Annotated in this window: 20 protein-coding genes, 1 other RNA gene and 1 riboswitch; of the genes, 10 read left to right on the top strand and 11 right to left on the bottom strand. The window is 42.7% G+C overall.

Features of this window, described 5'->3' with window-relative positions; translation table 11 throughout:
- Window positions 1-61: 61 nt before the first annotated feature.
- Genes BN35_RS12755 through BN35_RS03825 form a run of 4 tightly spaced genes read right to left on the bottom strand, consistent with a single transcriptional unit; the run spans window position 62 to window position 6,288 of the window.
- Window positions 62-1,036, bottom strand: coding sequence for a glycosyltransferase family 2 protein (locus BN35_RS12755; RefSeq protein WP_025072005.1), 975 nt, complete (start codon window positions 1,034-1,036; stop codon window positions 62-64).
- 12 nt (window positions 1,037-1,048) lie between these two features.
- Window positions 1,049-2,575, bottom strand: coding sequence for a lipopolysaccharide biosynthesis protein (locus tag BN35_RS03835; RefSeq protein ID WP_025072004.1), 1,527 nt, complete (start codon window positions 2,573-2,575; stop codon window positions 1,049-1,051).
- A 17-nt stretch (window positions 2,576-2,592) separates the two neighbouring features.
- Window positions 2,593-3,624 carry a GumC domain-containing protein gene (locus BN35_RS03830; RefSeq protein ID WP_028900896.1) on the bottom strand — a complete coding sequence of 344 codons (1,032 nt, stop codon included), beginning with the start codon at window positions 3,622-3,624 and terminating at the stop codon, window positions 2,593-2,595.
- 51 nt (window positions 3,625-3,675) lie between these two features.
- Window positions 3,676-6,288, bottom strand: coding sequence for an SLBB domain-containing protein (locus BN35_RS03825; RefSeq protein WP_028900897.1), 2,613 nt, complete (start codon window positions 6,286-6,288; stop codon window positions 3,676-3,678).
- A gap of 499 nt (window positions 6,289-6,787) precedes the next feature.
- On the opposite strand from BN35_RS03825, the gene BN35_RS03820 reads away from it, so the two are divergent.
- Window positions 6,788-7,216, top strand: coding sequence for an HU family DNA-binding protein (locus BN35_RS03820; RefSeq protein WP_025072002.1), 429 nt, complete (start codon window positions 6,788-6,790; stop codon window positions 7,214-7,216).
- A gap of 60 nt (window positions 7,217-7,276) precedes the next feature.
- On the opposite strand, the gene BN35_RS03815 is transcribed toward BN35_RS03820, so the two are convergent.
- Complete coding sequence (locus BN35_RS03815; RefSeq protein WP_028900899.1) at window positions 7,277-8,125, bottom strand: alpha/beta hydrolase; 849 nt, start codon at window positions 8,123-8,125, stop codon at window positions 7,277-7,279.
- Between the two features lie 335 nt (window positions 8,126-8,460).
- Between BN35_RS03815 and ssrA the strand changes: the two genes are divergently transcribed.
- From ssrA to BN35_RS03790, 7 genes are all read left to right on the top strand, one after another.
- Window positions 8,461-8,860: a transfer-messenger RNA gene (ssrA, locus tag BN35_RS13015) on the top strand.
- Entirely contained in the window at window positions 8,814-8,936 is a 123-nt protein-coding gene (locus BN35_RS14060; RefSeq protein ID WP_257009441.1) for a hypothetical protein, read from the top strand. Before ssrA ends, BN35_RS14060 begins: the two co-directional genes overlap by 47 nt.
- A gap of 73 nt (window positions 8,937-9,009) precedes the next feature.
- Window positions 9,010-9,109, top strand: a riboswitch (TPP riboswitch).
- A gap of 79 nt (window positions 9,110-9,188) precedes the next feature.
- On the top strand, window positions 9,189-11,495 hold the full coding sequence (locus tag BN35_RS03810; RefSeq protein WP_025072000.1) for a TonB-dependent receptor: 2,307 nt from the start codon (window positions 9,189-9,191) through the stop codon (window positions 11,493-11,495).
- Between the two features lie 67 nt (window positions 11,496-11,562).
- Window positions 11,563-12,147, top strand: coding sequence for a nicotinamide riboside transporter PnuC (gene pnuC / locus BN35_RS03805; protein WP_028900900.1), 585 nt, complete (start codon window positions 11,563-11,565; stop codon window positions 12,145-12,147).
- Window positions 12,144-12,794, top strand: coding sequence for a thiamine diphosphokinase (locus BN35_RS03800; RefSeq protein ID WP_025071999.1), 651 nt, complete (start codon window positions 12,144-12,146; stop codon window positions 12,792-12,794). Before pnuC ends, BN35_RS03800 begins: the two co-directional genes overlap by 4 nt.
- A gap of 68 nt (window positions 12,795-12,862) precedes the next feature.
- Window positions 12,863-14,929 carry a TonB-dependent receptor plug domain-containing protein gene (locus BN35_RS03795; RefSeq protein ID WP_028900901.1) on the top strand — a complete coding sequence of 689 codons (2,067 nt, stop codon included), beginning with the start codon at window positions 12,863-12,865 and terminating at the stop codon, window positions 14,927-14,929.
- Between the two features lie 242 nt (window positions 14,930-15,171).
- A complete protein-coding gene (locus BN35_RS03790) occupies window positions 15,172-16,182 on the top strand; it encodes an alpha/beta hydrolase (RefSeq protein WP_025071994.1) in 1,011 nt (336 codons plus the stop codon).
- Between the two features lie 105 nt (window positions 16,183-16,287).
- Here BN35_RS03790 and BN35_RS03785 read toward each other — a convergent pair whose 3' ends face one another.
- Window positions 16,288-18,879 (bottom strand): endonuclease MutS2, encoded by a 2,592-nt coding sequence (locus BN35_RS03785; RefSeq protein ID WP_025071993.1) that lies wholly within the window; start codon window positions 18,877-18,879, stop codon window positions 16,288-16,290.
- Between the two features lie 882 nt (window positions 18,880-19,761).
- Here BN35_RS03785 and BN35_RS03780 point away from each other — a divergent pair.
- A complete protein-coding gene (locus tag BN35_RS03780) occupies window positions 19,762-20,697 on the top strand; it encodes a calcium/sodium antiporter (protein ID WP_025071992.1) in 936 nt (311 codons plus the stop codon).
- Window positions 20,698-20,874: 177 nt separating this feature from the next.
- On the opposite strand, the gene BN35_RS03775 is transcribed toward BN35_RS03780, so the two are convergent.
- From BN35_RS03775 to nusB, 5 genes are read right to left on the bottom strand one after another with little or no spacing between them, the layout of a single operon-like run.
- The gene (locus BN35_RS03775; RefSeq protein ID WP_025071991.1) at window positions 20,875-21,303 is read right to left on the bottom strand and encodes a DUF5606 family protein; all 429 of its coding nucleotides are present in this window, start codon (window positions 21,301-21,303) and stop codon (window positions 20,875-20,877) included.
- 20 nt (window positions 21,304-21,323) lie between these two features.
- Window positions 21,324-21,908, bottom strand: coding sequence for a dephospho-CoA kinase (coaE, locus tag BN35_RS03770; protein WP_025071990.1), 585 nt, complete (start codon window positions 21,906-21,908; stop codon window positions 21,324-21,326).
- A gap of 21 nt (window positions 21,909-21,929) precedes the next feature.
- The gene (locus tag BN35_RS03765; protein WP_025071989.1) at window positions 21,930-22,913 is read right to left on the bottom strand and encodes a CdaR family protein; all 984 of its coding nucleotides are present in this window, start codon (window positions 22,911-22,913) and stop codon (window positions 21,930-21,932) included.
- Between the two features lie 8 nt (window positions 22,914-22,921).
- Window positions 22,922-23,248, bottom strand: a complete 327-nt coding sequence (gene yajC, locus BN35_RS03760; protein WP_025071988.1) for a preprotein translocase subunit YajC — start codon at window positions 23,246-23,248, stop codon at window positions 22,922-22,924.
- Window positions 23,249-23,276: 28 nt separating this feature from the next.
- Window positions 23,277-24,278 carry a transcription antitermination factor NusB gene (gene nusB, locus BN35_RS03755; protein WP_025071987.1) on the bottom strand — a complete coding sequence of 334 codons (1,002 nt, stop codon included), beginning with the start codon at window positions 24,276-24,278 and terminating at the stop codon, window positions 23,277-23,279.
- A gap of 318 nt (window positions 24,279-24,596) precedes the next feature.
- Here nusB and BN35_RS03750 point away from each other — a divergent pair, with 318 nt between their 5' ends.
- Entirely contained in the window at window positions 24,597-25,247 is a 651-nt protein-coding gene (locus BN35_RS03750) for a 50S ribosomal protein L25/general stress protein Ctc (RefSeq protein WP_025071986.1), read from the top strand.
- The last annotated feature ends 26 nt before the right edge of the window (window positions 25,248-25,273 follow it).

Below are 25,273 nucleotides of genomic sequence, written 5' to 3'. Positions count from 1 at the left end.
AAAAAAAGACATGCAATGCCAATGTAATAGTATAAATTGTCTTTTATGTATCGTATGCGTTTCATTTACATTTAGTAAGACCTAAACAATTACTAATCCATGGATAAATTCTCAATAATATCAGTAGACATTTGATTCTGTCCTTTTTTGAATTGTTATTGTCTAGGAGAATCTTCCATTCTATATTTGGATAATAATTCTTCCATATATAGTAGTATTTTTTTTTGCTTACAAGGGGAAGTATAAGACTCTTTGTATGGTAGCATGTATGTGCAATAGCCCCATTTATAGACTTATAAAGTTCTGTTCTTTTATAGAAATCAACAATAAGTTCAAGATTAATTGAGGCTTGCACAAATTTGTTGAATACAATAGTGTCACCTTTCATTTTGACCATCGATTGTTCATGCTGATAATAGAAGTATAAAGGCTGTTCAACATAACAATTTTTTTTACTGAAATATGCAAGTTGCATGGTTAGAGTAAAGTCTTCTCCCATGGATTCTGTGGGATAATGTATCGGATTTGACAGTAATGTTCGCTTGAATAATTTATTACATGATGACCAAGGAACTCTCTGGTAAAACATATCAGTGATAAATTTATCATGCATAGAATTTATCATACCTTTTTTCCTCTCTAAGATATTGTCGTATGCATAGTATAAATCACATACAACAATGTCTGCATTTTCATTAGCCCCTTTTGTGTACATAGTTTCATAGGTAGATTTGTCTACCCAGTCATCACTGTCGCATACGGCAAAGTACTCACCCCTGGCATACTTAATCCCTTTTTTTCTTGTTTCTGCTAAACCTCTATTTTGTTCAGAATTTATAATACGGATGTGTTCTTTTCTTTTTGGGTAATTCTTAATAATGGAAGTCAGAATTTCCATAGACCGATCTTTGGTACAATCATTGACAAATATATATTCGATGTCTTCAAGTGTTTGTTCAAATAACGTTCTTGCACACCGTTCTATATATTTCTCAACACCATATATGGGAACAATAACAGAAATCTTATAATCCATATCTTATTTTTTTTATATTATTTTTTTTTTGAAATATGTTTTTAGTGCAGACTGTTCTTTTCTTGTAAGCAGAAGAAAGTAGCTGGTTGGTACAGCTACAATTACGTCGAGAAAACATACGAATAATAATCTCATGAATGAACTATCAACATTCCATACAGCAAAGAGAAGGGTTAAGGGTATAATACATGTTAGTACCATGCAAGGGCAAAGTACTTTTTTCAGATAAAGGCAGAAATTAAAATTCACAATTTTGTGAGTGAAGTACAGGCAGACGCATTGGTTGATTATGGAGAAAATAATGGTTATTACAAAAGAGCTTATAGCTGAAAAACCAGTTCGTAGAAAAATATAACAAAATGGTATTAAGCATAAGTTCACTAAAGTACTACCTATTTGATAATTTTTTAATTTTCCTGTAGCTTGTGTAATTTGAGTGCAAGGTGTATTTAGCGTGCAAATTAGTGTGTCAATAAGGAGTAATATTGAATATGCTTCAGAATTAATGGGGACATTTGCCCCTAACCATAATTTCAAAACATAATTAATTTCTAAACAGAGGGGACATATCAATATAAGTATGGCGGCAAAACATATTTTTGACTCTGTAAACATCATGGATACCGCAAGCTTTTCGTTTTCTTCAGCAATAGCATTTGTTATCTGTGGTGAAAAGGCTAACGTAATATTTGCGGAGAACTGTCCCACAGCACTACTTATTTGCATAGAGATTCCGCGTGCGGCATTAACGATAGGACCGAAGAAATTGTTCAACAACAGACTGATACCTTGTCCTCTAAGCATGAATGCCAGCGTGCCCATCATGTTCCATCCCGTAAATGCCAACAACGAACGGGCAGTTTGCCGGCTTATCTTTCTACTTAAATGAATATAACGGAAAGACAGTTTGGCATATCCATGGTACAGCAAAAAATCAAAGATGGCAATTCCAAGCAAGAAATATGCGTACACAGAGATATGCTCGCCACCGATGTAAGGTAACGCCATAGCCGCTGCTACCTTTAGGCTGATGTCAATCATGCTACCCGCTGCGTAAAATCCCATTCTCTCTTTGGCAAGGATAAGTCCTGTGGCTGGGATTTGAAGGATAATCAAAACCAACGAAAGGGTAGAGGCATGAAACAGTATTTTAGCAGCCTCTATGCGGTCGGCAGGCACCACTAAATAGTGATAGAGATACCATAAGCCAACCGATTCCAATAAGATGAAGGTAAGCACTGCTACCAGTAGATTGATAATACAGCCTGTTGCAAAAATATCTTGAATGCCTTGTTCCCGTTTGTGAGTACCCTCATAATTGTAATAGCGTTGCAAGGTGGACGCAAGCGTTGTGTTGAAAAAGCCAAAGAGAGACACCAGACCAGCGACAACCATATATATGCCATAGTCAACAACACCAAGCGTGTCTAACAATATACGTGAGATATACAGGTTGGCCAGCAATACAAAAAACATCCTGATATATAAGAACATCGTGTTTTTTGCTATCCTCTTATTGTTGGCTTGATAGGTTGTCATCTTTATATTAGGAAGCCTTAGAAAATTAAATCCCTTGAGACATAGACTGTTGTTATGATGAATGCCAAGAAAAGCATACCTGCCACGAATATCATTCGTTTGGGACCCGCAGGCTTCAGTGGAACAGTGGCATTGGTCACAACGGTAAATACGGGAGTTTTTTCTTGAACTTTGGCTATGGCAGCCTGCAATTGTGTGTTCAGTGTACTGTAAGCGTTAAACTTGAGTTGCATGTCGTTTTCCAAGTCGTCTTTCTTTGATTTAAAGCTTTCCAGCATAACTTCCATATTCGCATCTGCATAACTGCCGTATGCTTGGCGCGCCTTTTCGTATGTTTGTTTAGCTTTCATGGTTAGTTGCTTGTAATAATCCATGTCGTGGCGTGCCTTACTGGTTCGGTATTCTGTGATAAACGTTTGTAGTTTGTTACGTACCGTGTCAGCCATTGTAGCAGCTATCAAGGGGTCTTGGTCTTCTACTGTTATGGTGATTAAGTTCGTTTTTTTGTCCACACTACAGCCAATTTTGTTCCGAATAGCGCCAAAAATATCATTTTCTCTTTTTGTAAGTTGAAACGGATCTATCTGTTGGCTTTTCGATGAAGGTTGTACTTTCTTCATGAAAAGTTTTTTTACAGCAAAAAGAGGAATCATCAACGGGTTTTGCTTCTGATGCTTGTCCAAATAATTATAATAGGTGGTGTTGATATCGCCATCAATATTTGTAACTTGTGTGTTAACCAGTTGAAGAATAAATCTATTTGATTTTAAGAGTTCTGGGTACAGTTCAGGTGAAATTGCATCCGACAAAACCGTGTTGTTCAAGTTAAAGCCCATTGACGCAGCGATGTCAGAAAGGCTACCTCCACCATTAACATTTCCTAATTCTGGAGCTAATGTCACTCCACTTCGATAATATCTGGGCACAGGAAGTATTAAGCAACACGCCACCACAAAGGTAGAGGACAGAACAATGGTATAGATCCACTTTTTATGAATGATTCGTTGAACGATTTCGGAGAGATGTATTTGTTCATTTCTTTCTTTCATCACACTTCTTTTTTAGCACAAATCAATGAATTGTTGATATCACAGACAAACTTATTTCACCATATTTGCAATTGTTGCTATCATGGCGGCAATGCTGGTGATACCACTACCAAGGCTCATGGTTTCTGCAATGCTCATCTTTCGAGATAGCTTGCTGGGAACTACAATTTCGCAACCTGGTTCTATTTTTGCTCCTTGTGAAACCTTGTTTACCATACCGTTCATGTAGATGATATAAGCGTTGCTCTTGCGGGCATTTTGAGCAAATCCTCCTGCTGCATTGATATAGTACTTGACTTTCTTTCCTTTTTGGTAGGCTATCGTGTTAGGATACATCACGGCACCATTAATCTTCACCGTTGCACTGTATTGGGGAAGAATCAATCGATCACCCTCTCGCAGCACAATATTGGCATCGCTGTTGGGATTAGCAATAGCCTTATCTAATTCAATGCCTACAGGGAACGAGCGCGGAATCTCAAACTTCCTAAGCTGAGTATTGGAGGTGTTTTGTCCTAATTGTTGGATTCCAGCTGGATTATTGTTGTTTGCTGCCATTTGTAACAGCTGTCGTTGTAGTTCTTCTTCTTGCATCTTCAAGGCTGTCTCCATTCTGGAGCGTTCCATATCGTTGGGTACTCTTTCCAGTCGTGCGCCTCTGACGTATGCCAAATCGGTTACACCGCCTGCTGCTTCCAGCAAATCGGTGAGTCGCATGTTGCGTTTGTTCAAGGTGTAGACACCATTAAACATCACTTCACCTTCTACACTTACGTTCTTCTGGTCACTATAACCCGGACTCTTACGAACATAAACCTCATCATAGGGTTGTAAAACAAAACCGGGTTCACCGTCAATCACAAATCCATCTTTCAGGGCAAAGGTATATGTCTTGGCGATGAGCGAGTCGGTGGTAAGTGCTTTGGGGTTGATGATGCGACGTGCCACATCCACTTTCACGGTAGATGCCGTTTCTTTTAGACCTCCTGCTTGCAACACGAAATCCTCTAACGTCTCATTGTCGGCATAATTGTAGATACCAGGATATTGCACTTCGCCATGAATGGTGATGGTGCGCTGGTTCATTTGCTCTTCTTTGGTGGGAATAAACAGCACGTCATTCTCCTGAAGAGGCACATCGGCAACAGTGCCGTTCATGATGCCCGCCACGTCTACCGACAGTACTTTCAGTGTGCGATCTGTTTTCAAGCGGTGGATAATGGCGCGGTTGGTGAAAGCTTCTTCCTTCAGTCCTTCGGCATGTTGTATCAGTGTGCGCACGCTGTTGATGTCGTTACTCAATTGATACATACCAGGGCGGAATACTGCTCCTTTGATTTCTACCGTGTTGCTGTAACGCTGAATGATGGAATCTACCGATACCGAGTCGCCGTCTGCCACATGAAAAGAGTTCATGTCAAACTCTGCCACATTAAAAACAGCGTATTCACGACCCGTCTTTCGCAACACACGTACCGCCTTTTTGTAAGCGTCTCCGGTAAATCCTCCTGCATATTTCAAAAGGGTACCCATGCTTTCGTTGCTCTTCATTTCATAGAACATGGGGCGTTTCACCTTACCTGTGATGTTCACTAAACAGTCGTACGGTCCCACATAGATTACATCACCATCTGCTAAGCGTACGTTGCCTCTCATTTTGCCGTTCAAGATATAGTCGTAAACATCGGCAGTAGACACCAACTTGTTGTTGCGATAGATTTTGATGTTACGTAGGGTTCCTAAGTTATTGGTTCCTCCAGCCATGTACAGCGCATGGAAAACCGAAGCAAAGGCTGACACGGTGTAAGTTCCTGGTGTCATTACCTCGCCCATGACATTGATAGTAATGGTACGACTCTGTCCTAATGTCAACCGCACCTTGCTGCTGCTGTATCTTGCACCCAATTGTGTACGCAGGCGCTGATTGGCTTGCGCAATGGTCAGTCCGCTGACCTGAACAGGTCCAAAGCCCTCAATGTTCACATCGCCATCTGGCGATACCGTGCTTTGTATCGATTTTTGCGATGCCCCATAGATGTCAATATAAACAGCATCGCCTGGACCTAAACGGTAGTTTTGCGGTGTAGCGATGTTCATACTGGGTTCGAAGGTCAGCTCTTCGTTGTTGAAAATGTCACGACCAAAAACTTTCCGCCTCTCTTCTTCACGCTTTTTCAAAATCTGTTTGAGCCATTCAATGGAGTCGGTGGGCGTGATATACTGCAATTCATTCTGCATGCGCAGAAAATCTTCGCTATTTTCGTCATATTCTGCTTTCCATGATGGTTGTCCTTGAATGCGTTGCACAGACTGTTGCTCCCTATTGTCTGTTTTATTTTTGATGGTATTAAATCGTTTTGCTGCTTGATGTGAATTACCATTGGCTTCTCGCATCCTGCTCTCTGCCCGAGCAACGGTTTGGTCAGCCACATTGCCCAGTCCGCTTTGCTTGCGCTGTCGTTCATATTTATCCCTTACCCTGCGTATCTGCTGTATGTTCACACCTTTCTGCATCAGCTTGGTAACGATTTGTGCTTGTGATGTGCCAGCGGCATTTTCCTTTAAAACAAATTCTAAAATTTGCTCATCTGTCATGCTCGACTGGGCGTGAGCAGCAATTGGACAGAGTGCTAAAAAGAGGATATAGATAACGAATCTTTTCATATCAAGAATAGTGTAACTTTTACTTATCATCATGCTCAAAGTTATAAAAATATCATTTGGACAAACTTGTCAATTATTCTGCAAAGTGGAAAGGTGGGTTCAGATCTGTTCTATCTTGAAGAACTTTCCCTTTCATCCTTCGTTTATATTATTAACTCTTTTTTTGCTTAAATGTTGCAAAGGTAACAATAATTATTGAAGAGACTGCGTAAGATTTTCAATAACTCTCGACATTTCCCTCTTTTTTGCGTCACAAAAAACGCTGAATATAGTTTCAACACCCAAAAATGATAGGCATATCCGCTGCAAAAAGGGAGAATTCCCCCAGCATTGAAAGATGATGCTTGCAAAACAATGATTTTGCTTTTAACTTTGTATCTCATAGGATGAAAAGTGCAAAATAGTTTGTTTTGTGAGATAAAACAGCCTGTTTTATACTCCAATACAGTCTGTTTTCTACTGTTATCATCATGTATCAACCACTTAAAACCATGAAACAATGTCAATATTGATTAGACTGATGCAGTCAAAATTCAAAAACAAAGTGCAGCAAAGTAAATGGTATGCCAAGGTCGTGTCGACAGGCGAAATCCACACGGACGAGTTGGCAACTATCATTGAATCGAACACTACCTTCAAAAAAGGCGAAGTACAAGGTTTGATTACCGAGTTGGTGGACGAGCTAAAACAGCAACTGTCTGATGGAAAGACGGTGGTATTGGATGGCTTCGGTCGTTTTCATCTAACGGTAGAAAGCGATTTGGTAGCCCAGCAAGCCGACTTCAATATCCATCAGCATATTCGTCGCATTAAATGTAAATTTCTACCAGCCGGCAATAGACAGGCACATACGGGTATTATTCAGCAAAATTTCAGTAAGGATGTGGAGGTGGAATGGATTCCGGGAAAAGCCAAAAGGCACTCATAGAGCGTACCTTTTGGTCTTCTTCAGCTGTCGAGACAGCGGTTGCCATTGTCTTTTACACCGTTACTTTCTAAAGCCTATCGAAGCAAATGGAAGGGCAAGTCGCAATGAGCTGTGCCAATATTCCCAATTGTGCACGCCATTGCGAATACGAAGCTCGCTCTTGATGCCTGCTTTGGCATAGAGTTGGTGAATCTTAAAGGATAGGTCAACCAAATAATCGTCATCTCCGCAATCGAAAAACCAGCGAACAGAGCGCAACTGTTGTTTCGTTGTTTCGTCAGCGTTTGTGATGAAATCAATTGCCGAATGGTCGCGTACCGATTTGGAAACATAGTACAATTTGTCTTTCCCATGTGGGGCAACCTCTGGTTCTTTATTATCTAACCAAGCACTCATGGCATAGCATGACGAGAAAAGCTCGGGATGGCGTTGGCAATACACCGTGCTACCGCCTCCGCCCATTGAGAGTCCCATAATGGCACGATGATTCTTGTCCGTGTAGGTGTGATATTTTTTCTCTACGGCAGGCATCAGTTCGGTAAAGAAGAACGTTTCATAGTTCCAACCAGGCATATTGAAATAGCCATTCCACTGATTTCTTACATCAGGATTTCCTGCATTGGGCATAATAATCACCATAGGTACAGCCTCCTGAGTTTCTATCAATTCGTCGGCTACTTCTTTCACATTTGCCTTCGAAGCCCAATCTTTATAAGTGCCATACAGCCCATGCAGCAAATAAACAATAGGATACTTTTGTGATGACAGTTCATATCCAGTGGGCAAATAGACATTGTAGGTCATCGTACTATCCAGCACATTGCTGTGAATACTGTCGGTAATCACTTTACCAGCCCATAATGGCGAGCTCATCCAAAAGAGAAAGACGAATAAAAAAAGCTTTTTCATTGTACTATTGTTTTAATTTATAACTATTTGTAGGTTGTATCAATGACTAAAGAATGCAATGGTTGTCAGTAGCCCAGCATCAGTTGCATCCATACAAAGGTATATATTTTTTTATAATCAGATGGGGTGGGGAGATAAAAAAGCCTTATAAATTGAGGTTGAAAAGCAAGATTTTTCGTATTCTATTTGCAAAACCATGAAAAAGTAGTATCTTTGCAAATCAGAGGCAAAGACTTGCGCACTCTTCACAAGGAAAGGTTGTAGAGTTTCGTGGACTTTGTTCTTGATACTACCACTTTTTCACGTTCATCACGTTGGTGTAGTGAAATCATCTTGGGGTTGACTGGATTTGACAGCGGGATGAAATGGTATGTAAGCACGCGGAGCATGGTTTGTTGGCTCCTAAATCTTAGCAGGCAACAATTTAATTGGCGAAAACAATTACGCTCTCGCTGCCTAATCGAAGTACAGTAGATTACTGGCTTTATCCCGTCAATAGTTGATGGGACGAGACATCGCTCCAAGGATGTGGTTCCGAATCTGAGGGTTGAGCGGTGCAGGTAAATCGGAAATAGTTTGTTGATGCCTCGCTCGGCAAATGAATTTTTAGAGGATAAGGTTATGGTTGGTGGTCTGGGTCTTGCCATAACACGAAAACTAAAGGCCAGAATAAGCGTGTAGAAAGCGTATGGTTTCCCTGTTTGGACGAGGGTTCGACTCCCTCCAGCTCCACATTCTGCAAGAGCCTGTCAGTAAGTTACTGATGGGCTTTTTTGATGGACAGCGTATCTTGCTCATGAAGAATGATTGATTGCGACCTTTGTTTTTTCAACTATTTTTTGCAAATCTTACAGAAAAGTCATACCTTTGCCGTCGGTTTACAAACAGTAAGCTAAGGGTGCTCACTTTTATTCGTGGGCTGAGAACAAACCTTCTGACCTGATCTGGGTAATACCAGCGTAGGAATCGACCAAGAAGCCAAGTGGGCGAAGTTCTTTAACAGCTAAACTTTGCACTTGCTCTCTCCCTTATTTATGTATTTATTGATGACTTATTTTTATCAATGAAAAAGTTTTTATGGGCAGTGTTTGCGATGACTGCCGCCAACGTGTATGCGGTGCAACCTATTGACACCTTGCATACTTACGAGTTACAGGATGTACAAGTAATTTCTACTCGTGCCAACAAGAAGACACCTATGGCGCATTCGGACTTGACACAAAAGCAAATCAAGCAGATGAACCATGGCAAGGATATTCCGTTCTTGTTGTCTACCTTGCCATCAATTACCCTTACTTCCGATGCGGGTAATGGTATTGGGTACACCTCGCTGCGTGTGCGTGGCATCGATCCCTCGCGCGTGAACATCACTGCCAACGGTATTCCGATGAACGATGCCGAGAGTGCAACCCTCTTTTGGGTGAACATGAGCGACTTTGCCTCGAGTGTGCAGAGCATGCAGCTGCAACGTGGAGCTGGTACGTCTACCAATGGTGCGGGTGCTTTCGGTGCTACCTTGAACATGCAGACCGAGAACATCGGTACCAAACCATTCTTCGGCATCGACCTTTCGGGCGGTAGTTACGGTTCGCACAAGGAGACTTTGCGCTTCGGAACAGGACTTATTGGTGGCCATTGGGGCATACAAGGGCGCCTTTCTGATATCGGTAGCGACGGCTATCTGGATCGTGCTTCCACCAAACTCAATTCGTATTTCATTCAAGCGGGCTACTTCTCGGACAACACTATGGTGAAGTTTGTTACCTTCAATGGCGTGGAACGTACTTATCACGCATGGTACTACGCTTCCAAATACGAGCAAAGTTTGTACGGACGCACCTACAATTCGGCCGGTGAGTATATCGATGCCGAGGGTAACGTGAAATATTACGACGGACAAACGGATAACTACCACCAGCAAAACTACCAGCTGCATTGGAGTCAACTGCTTGGAGACCAATGGAAACTCAACGTTGCCTTGCACTATACCAAGGGCGACGGATACTACGAGCAGTACAAAGGAAAAGGCAATTGGTATCAATATCATCTGTCTAAAGACACCAAGTTGTTGGGCGACTTAGTGCGCCAAAAGAAGATGGACAACGATTTTTATGGTGCTGTAGGTTCTATTAACTATGACAACAACCGTGGTTTGACCGCCAACATCGGTGGCGGTTGGAACAAATATGTGGGCGGTCACTTTGGAAAAGTCATTTGGACGGGTGCTCCTTTCTATCAGATAGAAGATGCCAACGGCAAAAAGAAGAAGGTGTATCAAATGGGACCCTCCACATTGGAGCCTGATAACGAGTATTACAACAACGATGCCAAGAAGGTGGACGGCAATGTTTACGGAAAGGTAAACTGGGAGTTCGTAAAGGGTTTGAGTGCCTTTGCCGACTTACAATATCGTCATGTGGGCATTAAGATGACAGGTCCTTCCGATGCATGGGATGACAATAACAAGCAGGTTGTCTTCAATCTTGACCAAAAGTTCAATTTCTTCAATCCTAAGTTTGGACTCAATTATCAGGCTGATGCCAACAACCGCGTGTATGCATCGTATGCCATTGCGCACAAAGAACCTACCCGCAACAGTTTTGAGCAAAACCTTGACACCAAGTTGGAGGCAGAGAAATTAGGCGATTTGGAAATAGGTTACCAGTTTGCCTGTGCCAAATACAGCGCAGGTGTCAACCTATATTATATGAATTATAGCAATGAATTTGTGCTCACTGGCGAACTGGATGCCATCGGTGAGATGAAGACAAAGAATGCAGGTCGTAGCTATCGCATGGGTATTGAATTGGAATCGGCTTGGCAGCCTGTCGACTGGTTCACTTGGAACGTTAATGCCACCTTCAGCAAGAACCGTGTTAAGGACTGGATGGTGAAGTTGGAAGACAAGAAGAACGTTTCTTTGGGCGACACACCTACCAGCTTTTCTCCAGATCTTATCTTCAACAACATCTTCTCATTCAACTACAAAGGGTTGTCTGCCAATGTTCATACGCAGTATATCGGTGAGCAGTATCTCACCAATACAGGACTGAAAAGCTATCAAACCAAAGACGACAACCGTCAAGACATTGACGTGAGCATGATGTTGGGCAGCATCTTTACTACCAACCTCAATGTGGCTTACACCTTTGCCTGTCACAAGTTGGGCTTGAAAGAGGCTACCGTTGGCTGTACTGTCTACAACCTTTTCAGTGCCAAATACGACAATAACGGCTGGGCAGCACCTAGTTTTAAGAAGGATGCACAAGGCAACGTCGTAGCTACCTATGGCAAAAACGGACAGTATATGGCTGGCTTTGCGCCACAGGCTCCTATCAACTTCATGGCAAACTTGTCATTGACGTTCTGATAAATATCAAATCTTACCCACCTCTTTGGCGTAGAAAAGCACAAGGGGGTGGGCTTATTTTTATAACATGACATTCGATTGGTTGGATATAGTCACCACCATTTTGGGACTTGTCTATATCTATTTGGAATATAAAGCCAGCATTTGGCTGTGGATAGTGGGTATCGTGATGCCTGCCATGGACGTGTTTTTGTATTGGAAGCATGGCTTATACGGAGATGCGGGCATGGCAGTGTATTACACATTGGCTGCTGTTTACGGATATATTGCGTGGAAGTGGGGCAGCAAACTCTTCAATCAAAAAAAGCAAGAACTGCCCATTACGCACATGCCCGGCAAGCATTATCTGCCCACTTTCGCGTTCTTTGCCTTGGCGTGGGGCGTTACTTATTATGTGTTGGTGCGCTTTACCAACAGCAACGTACCTTTATTAGATAGCTTTACCAATGCACTCAGCTTCGTTGGCTTATGGGCTTTGGCGCGCAAGTATGTAGAGCAATGGCTCTTTTGGATAGTGGTCGATGTGGTTTGCACTGTGCTGTATGTGTACAAGGGCATTCCTTTCAAGGCAGGATTGTACGGACTTTATGTCGTTATTGCCGTGTTAGGGTACTTTAAGTGGAAGTCGATGATGAAACAAGCAGCGTCATGAACTATCAGCTCAGCAACTCATCAACCAATTTCGACGTGGTGGTTTTGGCAGGCGGTGATTATCCGCAGCACCCTATACCCACCCAAATCTTGCAACAAGCGCCACGCATTGTATGTTGCGACAGCGCCATCGAGTTGCTACATCCCTCGTTATATAATAAGGTGGAAGCTGTGGTTGGCGATGGTGATTCGATGTCTGAGGCTGCCAAACGACAATTTCATGACGTGCTGCATGTTGAGCATGAGCAGGCAGACAACGACCTTACCAAGGCCACCCGCTATTGTGTCAGCCACAACTACAACCGTATCGCCTATTTGGGAGCGACGGGCAAGCGCGAAGATCATACCTTGGGAAACATCTCCTTATTGTTGCGTTATTTTCAAACCTACGGCGTGCAGCCTGTCATGGTGACCGATTACGGCACGTTTGTGCCTTGTCATGGCGATTGCACCTTCGAGTCGTTTGCCAAACAGCAAGTAAGTATTTTTAATTTCTCATGCCAGCGTATCGAAAATAAGGGCTTGCGTTGGCAATCGCATGCCTATCAAAGTTGGTGGGAAGGCACACTTAACGAGGCAGAAGGTGCATCGTTCAGCATTCAATCTAATGGAGATTATTTGGTTTATCGCACCCACGAGCCCAAATAAACCAATCGTGCAGACTTAAAAAATCGCGAAAAATCTTTACCTTTGCAGCGATTTTTTAATAAATAACAATGGTAAAAGAACAGTTTAACAAGCGCAATCCGCTGTGGTTCAAGCATTTTAACCGCAAAGGATATTCGCTCTTCGCTGCTCTTGGTAAAGAAGTTTTGATTAGTGTTCTCAGCGTAAGCACATTGACTTACGCGAAGGCAGACGGTGTAAGTGTACACCGTAACTTGCCCAACGACCTACTTACAAGCCAAGCAGTGAAACTGAGCGAAGTAGTCGTCACAGGCTCTCGCGCTCCGCTGACCGTCAGTCAGCAATCGAGAATGGTAACTGTACTGAGCCGAAAGGATATTGAATCGGCTCCGGTACAAAGTGTGAATGACCTATTGAAATTAGCAATAGGGGTAGATGTCCGCCAGAAAGGTCCCTTGGGAGCATTGACCGATGTGGGTATCCGTGGCGGAAACTCGGAGCAGGTCACCATTCTGTTGAATGGTATCAATATCTGCGATGCGCAAACCGCGCACAATGTGTTCGACATTCCTGTCGATTTGAGCGAAATCGAACGCATAGAAGTCTTGGAAGGCCCGGCAGGTAGGGTTTATGGCACATCTTCTTTATTAGGTGCCATCAACATTGTTACCAAGGCAGCAGCCCGCACTTCACTCACAGCTCGTATGGAAAGTGGCTCATATGGTTATCTCTCCACAGGTCTAAGGGGCAACATCGCCCGTAATAATTGGAACAACCAGCTTTCTCTCTCGGCTACTCGAAGCGATGGTTATTCACGCAGCAAGGCAGGAAACCTGAATGCTGATTATCGTACGTTCAAGTCATTTTATCAAGGAAGCTATCAAGACAGTTGGGTTGATGTGAAGTGGCATGCCGGCATGAGCTTGAAAGATTTTGGATCAAACACGTTCTATGGCGTGAAATGGGACAACCAGTTTGAGCATACTTTCAAGACGTTCACAGCCATACAAGCCGAAAACAAGCAAGGTAAATTTCACCTTCGCCCGTCTGTTTATTGGAACCGAGGCATGGATAGGTTCGAGTTGTTTCGTGGAGAGCCTAACAAATATCCCTTCAACTACCACCGAACCGACGTGTATGGCGTCAATCTGAATGCCTATTTTGATTGGGTTGGAGGTAGAACAGCCTTTGGTGCTGAGCTGAGACACGAAGACTTGATGAGTGGAAACCTTGGGGAGAAGCTCGAGAACCCACAGCACATTCATGGCACTGACCGTCAGTACACCAACGGATTGCAACGCACCAATACGCAATTTGTATTTGAACATAACGTGCTGCTCAACAGGTTCACCCTCTCGGCGGGCTTGATAGCCGTTAAAAACAGTCAAGCGAACATGAACATGCGTGTGTATCCAGGGGTAGATATGAGCTATCGCATCGGTGATGCCTTTAAGCTTTATGCCTCGTATAACACCTCACTGCGTATGCCATCCATGACGGAATTGTTCTATTCTGTAGGTGGTCACAAGGCAGACAAGCACCTCAAACCAGAGGAACTGTCCGCCCTCGAAGGAGGTATCAAGTTTGGCAACCCTTACATCAATGCCAAGGCAGCCGTGTATTACAATCATCACAAGAACCTGATAGACTGGATACAAGACGGTACACGCAATGAAAAAAATGAATTAGTGTGGAAGAGTGTCAACTTTGGCGTGATTAATTCATTGGGTGTTGAGAGCAGTTTCGACTTTAATTTCCTGCGCATTCTGCCATCACAGCATTTCTTGAAGAATGTGTCTTTAGGTTATTCCTTTATCCATCAAGACCACAAGGAGGAAAAAGGCATTGTTAGCAAATATGTATTGGAGTATCTCAAGCACAAGTTGGTGGCTGATGCACAGCTGCATCTCATGGGTAAATTGGACTTAGGCGTGTCTTGTCGCTATCTCGACCGTATGGGAAGCTACAAGGACCGGGAGGGAGTAGCCCACTCGTACAAGCCTTATAGCGTGGTGGACGCACGTCTGACGTGGAACGAAAGTAACTGGAAGGCGTACCTCAATGCCAACAACATCTTGAACAAGACATACATGGACGCAGGTAATGTGCCACAACCAGGAATTTGGGTAGTGGCTGGTGCTGCCCTTACCTTATAATAGTTCATCTTTTATTTACTATTATGATAGTCGTCAACAGGAGGTTCTAACAGTGCCTCCTGTTTTCGTTTGCTGTTGATTGCCATCGCATTCTGCCATTTCCTCCACCTTACAATCATGTTTAGTGAAGGGTAGAAAAGCGGTGTGTTATTTGTAGGATAAGAGCCATTGTTTTCAAAAAATGAGTATCTTTGCAGTTACAAGGGAGAGTTCCTTGGTATATATCATCAATACCGTGTTTCATGAAAGTACGATTGACTAACATTTTCTTCTTATTACAAATGATTTTACCTTTTCAAAGTGTGCAAGGTGCAAGTGTTGATTCTGTGTTGCAGCGCAAGATGTTGCAAGAACAACAAACGTTTTTAGCTCGCATGAAACCGGGATTACAGCATCTTCAAATGTTGGCTGTACGTGCAGCAATCAATGGAGATGACACACAATTACAGCAAATACGACAGAGTAGGAACCATGCAAGCAAGTTACCTGATTCGCTGCATGCTTTTTATCCTACACCCAACATTTGTATATATACGCCCAAAAACGCTGTGCGTCAAAAGCGTCCCCTTTTGCTTTATCTGCATGGTGGTGGTTGGTGCTTTGGTAGTATTAACAGTTGTGCACAATTTTGTGCAGCGGTCGCTATAGAAGCCAATTGTGTTGTGGCAGCACTCAATTACAAACTCTCCCCCAAACATCCTTTCCCAGCCCCTTTGGAAGATTGCCAAAGAGCCATAAAATACCTTCGTAAGCATGCCGCAGAATGGGGATGCGATACTACACAAATAGCAATAGGGGGTGATAGTGCTGGTGGCAACTTGGCTTTGGCAACGGCTTTGTCGGTACAAGGAATTTCCAAAGTGATACCCATTTATCCTGTTACAAAGCTTTTTACCGAGCACACCGATTTATGGGCAACGTATGGGAAAGGTTATGGCAATGATGCCGAACTACTTGAAGCCTTTAATGAAGCCTATGGTGGGCAGCAAGTGCGGCATCCACTGGCGTCCGTAGGATTGGCAAGTGACGAGATGTTGAGTCAATTGCCACCAACTCTCTTTATTTCGGCAGGTCATGATATCTTGTTCGACCAAACCAAAGAATTGGTATGTCGACTGAAAAAACTTCATCGCCCTGTTATTTATGAGGTATATCCCACTGCCACACACCTGTTTATTACCGTACCGGGACAACCTACAGCCTTTCACGAAGCCGTGAAAAGTGTCGCTCTGTTCCTGAACAGCGCTTATTGATGTTGCATAACGACCTGATGTGTGCTTGCTTGGAGAATTACTCTTGCTGTGTGGCTCGGTAATCTAACGGAAGAAAGGAGTACCAGTTCTCGTTCGACATCATTTTCAAAGTTCCACAACTGTAATGCCAGCCCCACCAAACTGTACATGCTCGTCCCGATATTGCACCACGTTGGGGACGCTTGAGAGGTAGTCACGAATGAGTTGGCGCAAGATACCGTTGCCTTTCCCATGCAGGATGCGTACCTGGCTCACTCCCATTAAGATGGCATCATCAATGTAATACTGTACGGCATTCAACGCCTCGTCGCCTCTCATGCCTCGTACATCTAACTCTTGCTTAAACGCTTTTCGATGCGTGTCTATCGTGTCGCGTGTTGTTTTACTTACCTTCACCGCCCCCAATCGTTCTTCACGAGAGGGCGCAGTTGATGTTTGTGTCGCATGTTCCAATCGGGTGATCCGTACCTTGGTACGCATATCGCCAAAGACTACAGTAGCCATTTTCCCCTCTACCTGCACTATTGTTCCCACCGTTGTCAGTCCAATCATGCGCACTTCATCGCCCACAACAAAGGTGTCAGCACTCTTCTTAGTTGCAGCAACCTGTTTGTTGGCTTGCTCTTCCTTTTGCTTTTGTGCTTCACGGTCATTTTTTCGTTTCTCTCTTCGCTCCTTGCGCTGTTTCATTTGTGCTACCTTTTTGGCAAAATCCTCATCACTCATCACGCCACTTTTGGCATTTGTAGTCTCTTGTTGCAACCCCTTTTCAAAGGTCTTCAGTTCTTGACGTATCTTTTTGGTAGCTTCTTTTTCTGCCTGCTGTTCCCTTATTTCCCGAATGGCATTCTCTATGCGCTTGTTACTCTCTTGCAACAAATCGTCCGCTTGCTGCTTGGCACGCTTGACAATCAACTTTCGTTCTTGTTCCAAGTCTTTGATGTCCTGTTCATATCGTGCCGTTTTTCTCTCTAATTCTTTCTCGAGTAGCCGAACTGTTTGGCGTTTATTCTCCCAATATCGCTTGTCACGCACGATATCTTGCAAATATTTATCGCTTTGGATGTAATCTGTTCCAACGATTTCGGATGCCTGACGAATCACCTCTTCAGGTAAGCCAATCTTCCTACTTATCTCAATAGCAAAGCTACTTCCAGGCTGTCCAATCGCCAATTGGAACAAGGCTTGCATCTCGTGGCGGTCGTATAGCATCGCACCATTCACCACCATGGGGTGCGAGTCGGCAAAATGTTTCAGGTTTTGGTAGTGTGTGGTGATGATTGCCCACGCCTTTTTGTCGCAAAACTGTTGTAGCACCGCCTCGGCAATGGCACCCCCTATCTGCGGTTCGGTGCCCGTTCCGAACTCGTCAATCAGTAATAGCGTGCGGTCGTTTGCCGTTTTCATCATGTTTTTCATGTTCAATAGATGACTCGAATAAGTACTCAAATCGTTCTCAATGCTTTGTTCATCGCCAATATCTATCATGATATGCTCAAACACCCCTGCCTTCGAACGTTCGCCAACGGGTATGCACAGTCCGCATTGTAGCATGTATTGCAGTAGACAGGCGGTCTTGAGACACACCGACTTACCACCAGCATTCGGTCCAGAGATGATGAGGATGCGTTTCTCGGCAGTCAGTGTAATGTCCAATGGCACCACTTTCTTGCCTTGTTTGGCTAACGACTGGCGCAACAAGGGATGCACCGCACCTATCCAGTCGATGAGTGGTTGTGCTTCAATCGTGGGGGCTATGGCTTTTGTCTGTTTTGCCAATTGTGCTTTAGCGTAGATAAATTCGATGTTTCCTAACATGCGATATGCCTGCAACAGTTGCGGAATACGTGGTCTGATGCTTTGCGTCACGGCTGTCAAGATACGTATTACCTCCTTGCGCTCTTCGGTTTCGAGTTCTCTGATGCGATTGTTGGCTTCTACCACCTCGGTAGGTTCGATAAATACGGTGCGCCCTGTTGCCGACTCATCGTGCACAATTCCTTTTATTTTTCGCTTCATGCCGGGAGCAATAGGTATAACCAACCTACCGTCACGTAAGGTAGGAGCCACGTCTTGGTCGACAAGTCCGTCACTCTGTGCAGTGCGCAAGATGCTATTGAGTGTGCGCGAAACGCTCCCTTCGGCTCGCTTCAATTCCATACGGATTTGTGCCAAAGCAGGTGTGGCGTTGTCACGAATATGTCCTAATTTATCCAAAATCTGGTCAATACGCTGTAGGATTTGTGGAAACAACGTCACCTTCTCCGTTAGCTTCGATAAAACAGGATAACGATAGGGCATGGGTGCCGAGTCGATGTCCTCATCATTTTGCGACTCATCGGACAAGTTTTCTCCATCCTCGCCTTGTCTGAGCAAGTTCACCATGCGAAAGATGGTGTCTAAAGAGCGACGCAAATCAAACAGTTCTTCTTCTTCCAAGTGTGTGTTCTCCAATCGTATGCGTGCCAAAGCCGCCCGCATATCGAAGAAATATTGTAGCGGAAACCGCTCTTCTTCTTCCATTACTCTTTGCAACTCGCAGATTTGTTGCAGCCATTGGCTAATTTCTTCTATGCGAGTGGAGTAAGTCATCTTATCAACCTGTTCTTGTCCCATGGTCGATAAACATGCGTTTTTGAGCATTGCCCTTATTTGGTCGAAGCTAATTTTGCTTTCAAAGTTGTGTGGATAAATCATGTTGCAAAGTTACACATTTTTCCTTGTTTCGCCATGTGAAAGTTCAAACAACAAGTAAAGGTTGTTCACGCAATGTAAAACGTGCATCAATATGTCCTCATTCGCGCATTCGGTGATCTGAAATTGAACCCATCAACAAGAAAAAATATCAAGAAAAAATGACTGATATATGAGGCATGTGATGCAAAAATAAACTGTCAAATTATTTAACAAAAGGCACTTCATAACTCGCGTATTTTGAACCAACCGTTCCGTTGGTTGCAAATACGCGAGTTTTGAGAAAGTTTGATAACTGCTTTTAACACAATCTGTTATGAGAATTGAGCAAATATAGCGACGATTTTTTCAATCAATTTGTGGTGAAAATGGGCAAAAAAGTGCTGTTGAAACAATGCTTTAGCGGTTCAATTGTATGTGAATAGTGTGCCAATTCGCATGTGATAGTGGCATTAACTCAATGCTCTAAGAAAAAAAGAGGGCTATTTTTACAAAATAATGTGGTGTTTGATGCTTGTTTCCTCCTTTTCTTTTCCTATTTCATCATTTTTCAATGGCTGTTTTTTGGTTATTTATTTTTACAAAAAGAGGGTGGAGGTGTGGCTTGAATAGTGCGCCATACAGATTGATTTGCATAGTGATTTGATGTTCGTTTTTCGGTTGGTGATTTATCACTTTCAGCTGTGTTGCTGCATCGTCACACTCGGTTACCATATATGGGCATGAGCAATAAAACTTAAAAACGATGATTGCCTTGTTAGATTTTTTTGTAAGTTTGCAAGGAATTAGAGAGGAGTTGAACGAGGTGACGAGTTCACAAGTTGACGAGTTGACGAGTAAACGGATTGACAAGTTGACGAGTAGAATAATTTATAATTTGAGAAGATGTTATTAAATATTATTTGGATGATCGCAGGCATCGCTTTGGTGTTGTGGGGAGCCGACAGGCTTACCGATGGAGCAGTGGCGATAGCTGAGCGTATGCATATATCACAAATGGTGATAGGACTCACGATTGTGGCAATGGGAACATCGATGCCCGAGTTTTTTGTGAGTTTCATGTCGGCTTTGAAAGATACGCCAGACATGGCAGTGGGTAATGTTGTTGGTTCTAACATCTTCAATACCTTATTGATTGTTGGTTGTGCAGCCTTGGTGACACCCATAATGATACTGCCTGCAACGGTGAAAAAAGATATTCCTTTTGCCATGGTGGCTTCGGTGGCTTTATTGCTCATGTGCTTAGATGGAAACATCTCGCGCATAGATGCGATGGTGCTGTTGGGCCTGTTTGTGGTCTTTATGTACATCACCTTGAAGGGCGCTAAAGAAAATGAACAATCCATGCAACAGACGTCTGCCAAAGCTGGCAAGCCTTTCATGTCGGTAGTGTGGATTGTTGTGGGGTTGGTGTGCTTGGTGTTTGGTAGTAACTTGTTCGTAGATGCGGCTACCGTTATTGCTCGTCAGTTAGGAGTAAGCGATGCGGTCATTGGTTTGACGATTATTGCAGGCGGCACATCGTTTCCTGAATTGGCAACGAGTGTGGTGTCGGCACGCAAGGGACAGAGTGGCATTGCCATAGGTAATGTGTTAGGCTCAAATGTATTTAACATCCTCTTGATACTCGGTGTTACGGGTGTGATGAGTCCTATGACGCTTCAAGGCATTACTACCGTGGATTTGGCGATGTTAGTGGCATCAATGGTGATGCTGTGGTTGTTCTCATTTACCAAATATACGCTTGCACGATGGGAAGGTGCGGTGCTCACAATCGTGTTTATAGGCTATATCAGTTATTTGGTGATGGGGGTGCTGTAGCAAATGGCACCATTGTTCATCGATAGACAAGAAGACAATAAGATATAAAATAAGGTAAGAATGAAGTAGCAGGACTTGCATTCTTACCTTAAGTTTTTGAACAATTTGCCCGTTGACGATAGAACTCTGTCAGTGATGATTTATCAAATCAAAGTTCCATTCGTGCAGGCTTGTGATTTACTTTTCTTCCTCGTCAGACTCTTTACGAGCGAGCAACTCTTCGAAATTAGTCAGCTCATTTTGTACAAGGATGTCGTACCACTGCAATAGCTTTTTGATGTCGCTATCGTGCACACGGTCCTCATCGAATGAAGGCAATACCTTTGCAAAGTATTCACGTAGTTCTTTGCCCTTGGCTTTTTTATAATTAAACGATACAGGTTTAGCGTTTTCTATTTCGCCCACACTCTTGAGAACCTTCCATAACTCCACATCGTCAGCATCGGTGTACATGGCAATGTCTGACAAGCTGGTTACGCGGTCTGATGCGAAAGCGGGTATTCTGCGACGTTTGTCATCAAGAGATTCAACGATTAAGTTTGTTTTCCCTCGTGAAACCATTTTATAAAGTCCTGGTTTTCCTGCGATAGAAAGGATAGTTTCCATTGTTGTTTAACGTTTTTGTTTTATATGTGATAATCTATTTTTTTGAATATACAATCTATTTGTTGGTCGAGATTGGTATCATCGTCATTGTTAATCGTAAAGGTACTACGCTTCACAAGTTCTTCTTGAGGCCATTGTTTGTCAATCCAGTCCATCGCTTGCGCTTCGGTGAGCTGGTCACGCTGCATGACACGTTGCACACGTGTCTGTAAAGGAGCGATGATGCTGATGATGATGTCTGGATGAATCAATTGATCGAAGTGTGCTTCAAAGAGGATAGCGCTCTCAATCCAGTTGTAGGGAGAGTGCAGAAAGTCGGCTGCTACGGCAGGATGTACGAGCTGCTGAATGGCTTGTTGATGCTCTTCTGATGCCAACAAGAATTTTGTCACGACAGATTTCTGAAGTTGGTTACCTTGGTAAACATCAGCACCAATGAGCTTTTTGAGTCCTTCTTGTAAGACTGAATCTTGTTGCATGAGACGCTTGGCAGCAGCATCACAGTCATAGACCGTTATTCCTCGTTTGGCTAAAAGTTGTGCGACGTAGCTTTTACCCGAGCCAATGCCTCCTGTTATCGCAATAACTTTTTTCTTTTTTCCCATGACTAATCAAGCAAGTTGTTTTTATTGCTGTTCAATGAGGTAATCCACTTCTTTTATTTCCAATCGGGCTTGTCTGACTTCTGTAGGGAAAGTGCGCAAGTGCAGTGTACCTTTCTCAGAAGTGTGTTGGCTTAACTCATGATAATCCACCACCACTTGGAACTGGTCTTCGTGAAGATTTCTAAAGGCGTGAGAGCCAATATTGAAGAGTACTCTCACCTTAGAAGGAAAGGTTCTAAGTCTCTTTCCAGGCGGCATATTGATAGCCACAATAGGAACCTCCATGCTCTCTTCGGTCAAGATATCTGGAAACAGACCTATTTTCACCTTGGCAGGAACAGTTTTAACGCCAATCATTTTGCTGAGATTCACCTCTTCAATAACCGTATCAGCGAAGTTTGTAAAGTGCAACTTCTCTGTTTCGATGTATCTGATGCTGTCCAAAAGATTCTTTTGAGCATAGACGGTTACCTTTTCAGGCCAGAACTTTATCCGAGCGAGATAGTAGTTCTTGGCGGGTAAAATCTTCCCGTCCATTCGTACTGGCACTTGTTTAGAGCGTCCAAAATTGAAATAAAACTTCAGCTGTTCGGGTTTTAGGTTTACAATCTTTGATGAATTGGAAAGTCGTTGATAGAGAATGTTCTGTACATCTGTCATAGGAACCATTCCTTGCCCCGTCTTGTTGTTGGCATAGGTACTGAAGTTCAAGTTGATAGTTCTAAATCTGTTGCTATTCAGATAACCTATGAAAGCGAATCCTTTATCGCGTACAGTCATCACGACCGTATCGTTCATCTCGGTTGTAATAATGGTATTCTTCGGCACATTGACTAACCGGATAGGCACACTAATCTCTTTTTCGTATGTCTCATCAAGTGTCATGGATAACCAAAACGATCCACTGAGCAATAAGAAAAATAAAAATATCAGAAATTCCTTGTTGACTATACTGAACAGGAAATTTCTGATAAGTGAGCTTATACGTTTAATTTTCGAATACATCCGTCTTTTTAAGCGTTCGTAGTGTTTTGAGAAGCAGTGTCAGCATACAGGAAATTCTTGTCTACCTGAATGACAACACCGCGTGCTATCTCAACATCAACCTTGTTGGTTGTAAGGTCAATGCGCTTTACAGTTCCATAAATGCCGCCACTCACAATGACTTTAGAGCCTTCTTGGAGCGCATTTTGAAACTTCTTAATTTCTTTTTGTTTTTTCTGTTGTGGACGTATCATGAATAACCACATGATGGCTAACATGGCAACCATAAAAATAAGCATGCCTGATCCGCCTACACCTCCACCTGCTGCTTGTGCAGCTAATACTAATGTTGTCATATCTGAATAAATAATTTAATGTAATCTATTAAAGTTCGTCATTTGTTTGATTGGCATCAAAGTTTCTTTGAACTCTGTTAGTAGAACGTCGCTGTTTGGGTTCTGGTAAAGCCTTGAGCAGTTTACCCGTGTCTACTAAATAGCGAGCAATAGCGTCTAACATTCCATTGATGTAGCCACCGCTCTTTGGAGTGCTGTACAATTTTGCCAAATTTACATATTCATTGATGGTCACAGAAATGGGAATGTTTGGGAATGTAAGCATTTCGGCAATGGCGATTTGCATGATGACCACATCCATGTATGCTAATCGGGAGAAGTCCCAATTGCGACTCGTTTCGCTCATGTACCGCTGATAAGTGTCCGCATTAAGGATAGTGGCACGGAATAGCTTACGTGCAAATTCGCGATCTTCTTCATCTCTGTATTCTGGCAGTAGTTCTTGTTCACTCTTATTTGCAGCATCAAATCTTTTAATCGTTTTAACAACAAACGTATCTACCACCTCTTTATCATCATTCCAGTACAGACTTTTCTCTTCAAGGAGTGCATCGATGTCACTATTCTCTTGAATAAGTTGCTTGTAGAGCTTGCGCCAAACCTCCCTATCTGCTTCATAGGAATCGTCAGGATTCTCCATATACTCTTGATATATGGATGAGCTTTCTATCTGTGTACACATCTTTCGAATAAATTCGATATCGTTGTCCCAGCTTAATTTTTGCTCCTCAAGAAAGGTATTCAGCATTTTGTTTTCCTCAAGCTGTACAGCAAATTTGTTAAAAGCAAACTTTTGTGAAGGAGCTTCTAACCCCTCACGATTTGCTTTTTGTGTAGCTATCTCAACTCTGTGACGCTCTTCATGCGTTATCGCTACAATCAATTCCAAGAGATAGTTATAAAGATCGTATGCCTTCGACAAGCAGAAGAGGAGTTCCTTTTCGGCACTGTCTATATTTTTGTTTCCGTTTTGATAGTATGCGTAGGTTAACTGGACTATCTTTATCCTTATTAGTTCGCGATTAATCATCCTCTAATTAAATTTGTGTTTCAATCGTTATCTCGATTTATTCTTGTTGCAAATGTAGAAATTTTATCCATTATATGCAAGTAAACCAAGCGTATTATGGCGTTTTTTTATAGAAACTTTGCATATTCCAAATAATTCATGTAACTTTGCACCGCTTTTTTGAGCACATCAGTGACGCCAAGAAGGTTTTGAAGATGTACAAATAGTTGTATTTTACAAACCCATTGATAAATCTTGGCAAGTAGATTTTCTACTTCTCTGTGTGATGGCGAATTAAGGCAATATTAAATTTATCAACTTAATTTAGAGTAACACATTATGAAAGAGATTAATGTTTCAGGTCAGAAGCGTGAGGACCTTGGAAAGAAAGCTTCAAAACATTTGAGAAAAGAAGGTTTAGTACCTTGCAATCTTTATGGTGAACAGAAAGAGGATGGTAAGCCAGTAGCATTGGCATTTGCTGCTCCTATGTCTGAACTTCGCAAGATTGTTTACACTCCACACATTTATGTTATCAATCTGAATATTGATGGCGAGCATCATACCGCTATCCTGAAAGAACTTCAGTTCCATCCTGTTACAGATGCTTTGCTACACGTTGACTTCTATGCAGTGAACGATCAGAAGCCTATTACTATAGGTATTCCTGTTAAATTAGTTGGATTGGCACAAGGTGTACGTGATGGTGGACGTATGAACTTGTCTGTTCGTAAAATCAACGTTACCGCTCCTTATCAGCAAATTCCCGAACATCTCGATATTGATGTTACCAAGTTGAGAATCGGTAAGAGTATTAAAGTTGGTCAATTGAGTTTTGACGGATTGACGATGGCAACTTCTAAGGATGTTGTTGTATGCTCAATTAAGATGACACGTTCGGCTACTGCTTCAAGTGATACTTCTGATGAAGCAGAGGAAGAGGGTGGAGAAGAGTCTGCTGCTGAAGGAGAAGAAAAGGCAGAGGCTTAGTATTGATGCCAATTGATATAATGAAT

The organism is Hoylesella timonensis 4401737 = DSM 22865 = JCM 15640 (assembly GCF_000455445.1).
Taxonomy (GTDB): domain Bacteria; phylum Bacteroidota; class Bacteroidia; order Bacteroidales; family Bacteroidaceae; genus Prevotella; species Prevotella timonensis.
Note: the sequence above shows the minus strand (reverse complement) of the source record. Positions and strands in the feature narration are given on the sequence as shown.

Bases quoted from the DNA above. Each gene is read 5' to 3' on its own strand.
- BN35_RS12755 (WP_025072005.1), bottom strand. From the start codon at position 1,036: ATGGATTATAAGATTTCTGTTATTGTTCCCATATATGGTGTTGAGAAA.
- BN35_RS03790 (WP_025071994.1), top strand. From the start codon at position 15,172: ATGAAAGTACGATTGACTAACATTTTCTTCTTATTACAAATGATTTTA.
- BN35_RS03775 (WP_025071991.1), bottom strand. From the start codon at position 21,303: ATGGAAACTATCCTTTCTATCGCAGGAAAACCAGGACTTTATAAAATG.
- pnuC (WP_028900900.1), top strand. From the start codon at position 11,563: ATGACATTCGATTGGTTGGATATAGTCACCACCATTTTGGGACTTGTC.
- BN35_RS03830 (WP_028900896.1), bottom strand. From the start codon at position 3,624: ATGAAAGAAAGAAATGAACAAATACATCTCTCCGAAATCGTTCAACGA.
- BN35_RS03815 (WP_028900899.1), bottom strand. From the start codon at position 8,125: ATGAAAAAGCTTTTTTTATTCGTCTTTCTCTTTTGGATGAGCTCGCCA.
- BN35_RS03765 (WP_025071989.1), bottom strand. From the start codon at position 22,913: ATGTATTCGAAAATTAAACGTATAAGCTCACTTATCAGAAATTTCCTG.
- BN35_RS03780 (WP_025071992.1), top strand. From the start codon at position 19,762: ATGTTATTAAATATTATTTGGATGATCGCAGGCATCGCTTTGGTGTTG.
- nusB (WP_025071987.1), bottom strand. From the start codon at position 24,278: ATGATTAATCGCGAACTAATAAGGATAAAGATAGTCCAGTTAACCTAC.
- BN35_RS03810 (WP_025072000.1), top strand. From the start codon at position 9,189: ATGAAAAAGTTTTTATGGGCAGTGTTTGCGATGACTGCCGCCAACGTG.
- BN35_RS03795 (WP_028900901.1), top strand. From the start codon at position 12,863: ATGGTAAAAGAACAGTTTAACAAGCGCAATCCGCTGTGGTTCAAGCAT.
- coaE (WP_025071990.1), bottom strand. From the start codon at position 21,908: ATGGGAAAAAAGAAAAAAGTTATTGCGATAACAGGAGGCATTGGCTCG.
- BN35_RS03825 (WP_028900897.1), bottom strand. From the start codon at position 6,288: ATGAAAAGATTCGTTATCTATATCCTCTTTTTAGCACTCTGTCCAATT.
- BN35_RS14060 (WP_257009441.1), top strand. From the start codon at position 8,814: ATGGTTTCCCTGTTTGGACGAGGGTTCGACTCCCTCCAGCTCCACATT.
- yajC (WP_025071988.1), bottom strand. From the start codon at position 23,248: ATGACAACATTAGTATTAGCTGCACAAGCAGCAGGTGGAGGTGTAGGC.
- BN35_RS03750 (WP_025071986.1), top strand. From the start codon at position 24,597: ATGAAAGAGATTAATGTTTCAGGTCAGAAGCGTGAGGACCTTGGAAAG.
- BN35_RS03820 (WP_025072002.1), top strand. From the start codon at position 6,788: ATGTCAATATTGATTAGACTGATGCAGTCAAAATTCAAAAACAAAGTG.
- BN35_RS03800 (WP_025071999.1), top strand. From the start codon at position 12,144: ATGAACTATCAGCTCAGCAACTCATCAACCAATTTCGACGTGGTGGTT.
- BN35_RS03785 (WP_025071993.1), bottom strand. From the start codon at position 18,879: ATGATTTATCCACACAACTTTGAAAGCAAAATTAGCTTCGACCAAATA.
- BN35_RS03835 (WP_025072004.1), bottom strand. From the start codon at position 2,575: ATGACAACCTATCAAGCCAACAATAAGAGGATAGCAAAAAACACGATG.